The 4,920-nt window shown below is 67.1% G+C and carries 7 protein-coding genes; all 7 read left to right on the top strand.

All coding sequences use genetic code 11. The features are described from left to right. The first annotated feature begins 331 nt into the window (after positions 1-331). The 7 genes from FCN22_RS21130 (at position 332) to FCN22_RS21100 (ending at position 4,544) form a co-directional block, all read left to right on the top strand. The gene (locus tag FCN22_RS21130) at positions 332-772 is read left to right on the top strand and encodes a hypothetical protein (RefSeq protein ID WP_137123537.1); all 441 of its coding nucleotides are present in this window, start codon (positions 332-334) and stop codon (positions 770-772) included. Between the two features lie 498 nt (positions 773-1,270). Further along, complete coding sequence (locus tag FCN22_RS21125; protein ID WP_137123536.1) at positions 1,271-1,513, top strand: hypothetical protein; 243 nt, start codon at positions 1,271-1,273, stop codon at positions 1,511-1,513. 568 nt (positions 1,514-2,081) lie between these two features. Then, on the top strand, positions 2,082-2,312 hold the full coding sequence (locus FCN22_RS21120) for a hypothetical protein (protein WP_137123535.1): 231 nt from the start codon (positions 2,082-2,084) through the stop codon (positions 2,310-2,312). A 10-nt stretch (positions 2,313-2,322) separates the two neighbouring features. Then, positions 2,323-2,601, top strand: coding sequence for a hypothetical protein (locus FCN22_RS21115; protein WP_202911730.1), 279 nt, complete (start codon positions 2,323-2,325; stop codon positions 2,599-2,601). 74 nt (positions 2,602-2,675) lie between these two features. Next, positions 2,676-3,275, top strand: a complete 600-nt coding sequence (locus tag FCN22_RS21110) for a histidine phosphatase family protein (RefSeq protein WP_137123534.1) — start codon at positions 2,676-2,678, stop codon at positions 3,273-3,275. A 173-nt stretch (positions 3,276-3,448) separates the two neighbouring features. Further along, positions 3,449-4,186, top strand: a complete 738-nt coding sequence (locus tag FCN22_RS21105) for an alpha/beta fold hydrolase (RefSeq protein WP_162308293.1) — start codon at positions 3,449-3,451, stop codon at positions 4,184-4,186. 133 nt (positions 4,187-4,319) lie between these two features. Beyond that, positions 4,320-4,544, top strand: a complete 225-nt coding sequence (locus tag FCN22_RS21100) for a hypothetical protein (protein WP_137123532.1) — start codon at positions 4,320-4,322, stop codon at positions 4,542-4,544. The last annotated feature ends 376 nt before the right edge of the window (positions 4,545-4,920 follow it).

Raw genomic sequence — 4,920 nt, 5'->3', positions numbered from 1 at the left:
AGATCCCGCCGATGGCCGCCTACTTCACGAAGCCCCGCCGTTGGACCTCAAACCCCACCACCCCAAGGGACTCTCCTACCTGGAACACGTTCCCCCCGCGACAAGACCGCCAGCCTGCCAGCCGCGTGCCACCCCACAAACCTGCTCCACCGCGCACTGCTGTCGGCCGAACCACTCCGACAACCAGCCACCCCCACAGCGGGATCGGCGTGCGGGGAGGCGGAGACCAGCCCGGGCGTGCTGCGCTGAGAGTGGGGCGAAGAGATCATGGCTGTAGGTTCGAAAGGCGGCGGCATTCATCAAGGGAGACGGCCAGAACTTTCGGCCGGCGGTGAAGCACTACTGGGAGGACGACGCGATGAAGCATCCACAACCGCCAACCAACGCGCCGCAGCTGACCGCTGCACTGAAACGGCATTGCGCACAGATGGGCTACGTCGCCGGCGACCCCGCAACGAGGGATGGATATGTCGTCGTCCGCGTGTCCATCCCAAGTCGTCATTCGGAAGCGATTGACGCGTTCAACGGTGAAGTCTTCACCCTTGACCTTCCCGGGGGCTACGGCTGGACGGAGTTTGCTAAGCAGGGCGAGGACGAAGTCCAAGTGCTCGAGGACTTGTTGGCCTTCCTCGACGCCTACGACGATCCCTTGACCCGGGAGGTAGCGGTCGGACGCTGGCTTCGAGGTCCGCGGCTCGAACTCCACTTGAGCAACGGGGCAGTCCTGCGGCGTCGAGGATGGAGTAAGGGGCCACCTGACCACGACCGCTGATGGCATCCGCCTCGGCCGCGCTCCCCGCCCCACAGCGAGAACCATTACCGGCGATCTTGGCGGGCGGGTGGTTGATCGGTCAACCGCGTCCCGTAGGCCGATCCCTCTATGGGCGCTGCCCTGTCACCGGCTTCCAGCACGTCATGCCAGGCCCGATGCTCGTGAGCAAGATTGAGGGCCACCATGCATCCGCATCTGGGCAGGCATGAGCGCTCACCCGAACCTGCACCAAGCCCTCCTTTCGGTCATGCGCGACTCGGCGAAGGTTGTCCAAGAAGCCCATGCCGACTCACACGGTAGAGCGTCGACGCGTGAGTGCGGGCACTTGAGCAGAGATGATCCGCAAGCCCATCGGTGTTTGAGGGAGCGCCGGCACGCTCTCCCCGCCGGGTTCCGTGGCGGCGGTAACGACTGGATGACGAATGCCTCACGGCAGACCGTGCGAGCAGCGCCAGCGGGTAGTTTCACCACATTCGCGACCGAGGGCAAGGGGTCCAGATGGAGTCGCTTCGAAGTGCGCCGTTGTCGGTGCGGGAACTCATCTGGGAATTGTCCGAGGTCGAGGACGCGCTGCGGCAAGCGCGGCGACGGGAGAGGGGCCACGGCCCAAGCGCCATCGTGGAGCCCGACGTGGCCGACCTGGTCCATCGCGAGCAGGTCCTCGTGCACGAGCTGCGTCGACGCCGGGCTCGAGCCCAACCTGGGGGCTGGCGACCGGGCCGCTCCGAGCGGTCCCGCTGATCAGACGAACGTGACCGGTAGCTTATCCATGAGGAACTGCCCCTCGGGCATGCCATGGAGATGTCGCCTCCGGCAGGAGCTGCGATCGGTCGCGGTCCTGCTCACCTTCGTCGTCGGCGCCGCGGTTTTGCCCGCTTGTGCCTCACCTGATATCGGACCCGCTGCTCCCCAGCAAGTCCCCACCACGGCCGGTCCGGGCACCCGCGCGACCACCGGCTGTGCGCCCGGTCATGAAGCCTCGGGCTTCGCGCTCTCCTTCGACCTGAACGGCCACGGTGCGAGCACGCCCCGGCTGGCCGCACTCCACTTCATTCGGCAGGGCGGCACGCCAGGCTACGGCACCTCCTCAAGGCAGTGGACCGGTCACCGCGACGATGAAGGAGTCATGCTCCAGTCAGGGAGGGTCTGGCTGCATGCAACCCAACTGAACGACCACACGTGGACGATCGACAGCGGCCACCGCTGCCCCAAATCGTGAATGCTGCCGGACGCGTCCCGTAGCAGGATCCCCGACTGGGACGAGCCGGCATTGCTGGTTCCTGCCGGTCAGACAAGGTACATTGTCTATATGAGGATCGGTGGGCCAGCCCGGCGCCACGGGGTCCCCGACGGCGATATCGAACATGCCGTCCGCAACATGATGCGGCGGCACGAGATGGGTGAGGGCCTGAGCTTGCTCATCGGCCCGGCATCCGATGGCGCGTTGCTGGAAGTCGGAGTGCTGGACTTCGACGGAGAAGACCCGGTGGCCATCCATGCGATGGCGCTTCGGCCCAAGTTCTACCGGTTCCTCGGATGAGGAGGTGATCATGATGCGACACACAGACGAGGAGATCGAGCACGCCGCGGAGCGCTTTGACAAGCTCGCCGACGAGCTCGATCCGGCCACGGCGGAGATCGAGAACACCGAAGACCTCCGGATGGTCGCGGTTGTCGCGGAGGCGACGCGAGCCGACGAAGCGCGGCTTCGGGAGGCCGTCGACGTGGCCCGAGCGCACGGGCGGTCATGGAACCACATCGCTGTCGCGCTGGGAGTCTCCCGGCAGGCGGCCCGCCAGCGATTCTCCCGGCAAGAGAATGTCTCGTAGGACGATCCTTCACTGAGGCCGCTGTCAGACCGCGTTTCACAACTCGCGTCGAGGGTCAGGGGTAGCGTTCGGGGGTGGCAGATCGGCGGACGGTGTGGTTCCTGAGCCACCCGCAGGTCCGGGTCGACCCTGGCACTCCGGTGCCACAGTGGAACTTGTCGGAACTGGGTCGGGCGCGCGCTCGAGGTCTGGCCGGCGCGCCCTTCCTGGTTGTTGCATCGTCGGTGTGGACCTCCTGCGAGACCAAGGCGCGTGAGACTGCGCGGCTGCTGGCGCCGGCCGATGTCCCGGTCTTGGAGCGGGAGGATCTCGGGGAGAATGACCGCTCAGCTACCGGGTTCGTCGCTCCCGAACGGTTCGAGCATCTGGCCGAGGCGTTCTTCGCGTCCCCCCAAGTGAGCGTGTGCGGGTGGGCGACGGCAGCCGATGAGCAGCGCCGCATCATCTCCGCGGTCGACGCCGTGCTCGCCGACGAGCGAGCCGGCGATGGCGACGTCGTCGTCGTCTCTCACGGTGGCGTCGGCACGCTGTTGCTGTGCTCCCTGCTGGACCGGTCGATCACCCGCGCACTCGATCAGCCCGGTCAAGGTCACTTCTTCGCCTTCGACCGAGATCAACGCCACGTGCTCCACCACTGGCGACCCCTTGAAGACCTCGCCGCAGGCAGCCGTTGAGCGATCGGCATGCGGCGGAGTGATGGAGATGACCGGTATTCTCGCTGATGGGACGGCACCCTAGGAGGAGCATGCTCGGGCCGACTGATGATGCGAACCTTTACTGGGCTCGGCCGACAAGTCGGTTGGCCGCCGGAGTAGGGGCGTTGGTCTTGGCCGGGTCCAGCGGCCGGATGGACACCGGGCGGGCGGACATGCTGGCCGGGCGAGGGGTTACCGCCCTCGCGCTTCGCTGGTTCGGCGGACCCGGGCTCCCGCAGGTGCCTCGCGAAGTCCCGCTCGAGCTGTTTGGCCAGGCAGCCGGTCTGCTGGCCGAGGACTGTGACGCTATCTGCTTGATCGGGCTGTCGTACGGGGCCGAGGCTGCCCTGTTGACCGCATCGCTGGTCGGCGGCGTCAGCGCCACGGTCGCCATAGCGCCCACCGATGTGGCCTGGGAGGGCCACGTGGACAGGGAGGAGGATCCAGCGCGCAGCAAGTGGACCTCGGACGGGCGGCCTGTCCCGTTCGTCCCGCTGGACCGCTCCTGGCAGCCACCGGCCGGCAAGCCGGCGTTCATCGAGAGCTACCGGCGCAGCCGGCTACGTGCCGCCCCGGAGCAGCTGCGATTGGCAACCATCCCGGTCGAGCGGTTCAGAGGCGAGCTGGTGCTCATCGCCGGTGGCGACGACCAGATCTGGCCCAGCGTCGAAGCCTCGGCCAGGATCGTGGCACGCCGGGAGTCGGCCGGCCTGGGCACGGTGCTGGTGACCGACGACCGTGCAGGCCACCCGGTGGTGCTGCCCGGCGAGGTGGCACCCAACCCGAACAGGCCGTATCTCGTCGGAGGCGACGCCGGCGCAGCCGAGCGTCTCGGAGCCAAGGCCTGGCCGGCGATCAGCAAGGTGCTCGGGCTGCCCGCGGATGCATGAACAAAGCCGTAGGGACCCCCGCACTTACGCGCGCCACCTGTTCCGTGAGCGGATCGACCATCGGCTTCACGGTGTCGGCTTCAAAAGGCGCAAGAGCGACCAGTCCTGAGTGATTCAACGCTAGCCTGCGAACGTGGGTGCCGCCGACGACAAGCACGACCGCTCGCGTTATCGACTGCGACGTCCGCCCAAGCGAGAGCTCGTCATGCTCGGCGTCGCCGTGGTGTTGTTCCTCGGCGGCATTGCGCTGTCGCTCGGCGGTGTGCCCGGAAAGGTGCTGACGCTGCTCCGCACCGCGGGTCTGGTGCTTATCCTGGCGACTCTCTTCGTCCGCCTACTAACCGACCGCCAGCCGTAGGCACGCGCAATCTGACTCGGATATCGCGAGCCGGGCCCGGCGTAGAGAGCGAACCGTCCCGTCTGCCGAACCGCCTGCGGCCCCAGAACAGGCCGCGTCGCCCCCCGGAGCCCGGCTGGTTCCGGAGGTGCGCCATACGGGACGGCTTGGCACATGTCCCACCAGGGCGTCCGTTAGCCGATCGGCGTACGGCACAGGCGATTCCCGCTTCGGATCGTCTGTGCCGGGTCGCTTATATCAGCGCCAGGTCGAAGGCATCGCTGATGGCTCGAGCCAGTGCTGGTTCCTGATCGTCCAGAAGCAGGCCGATGGTGTCGCCGACCGAGCTCTTGCGAACGGTGGTGATGTTGTCGCAGCTGATGACACTGTCGTGGTC

Source organism: Segeticoccus rhizosphaerae, from assembly GCF_005222685.1.
GTDB classification, from domain to species: Bacteria; Actinomycetota; Actinomycetes; order Actinomycetales; family Dermatophilaceae; genus Segeticoccus; species Segeticoccus rhizosphaerae.
Note: the sequence above shows the minus strand (reverse complement) of the source record. Positions and strands in the feature narration are given on the sequence as shown.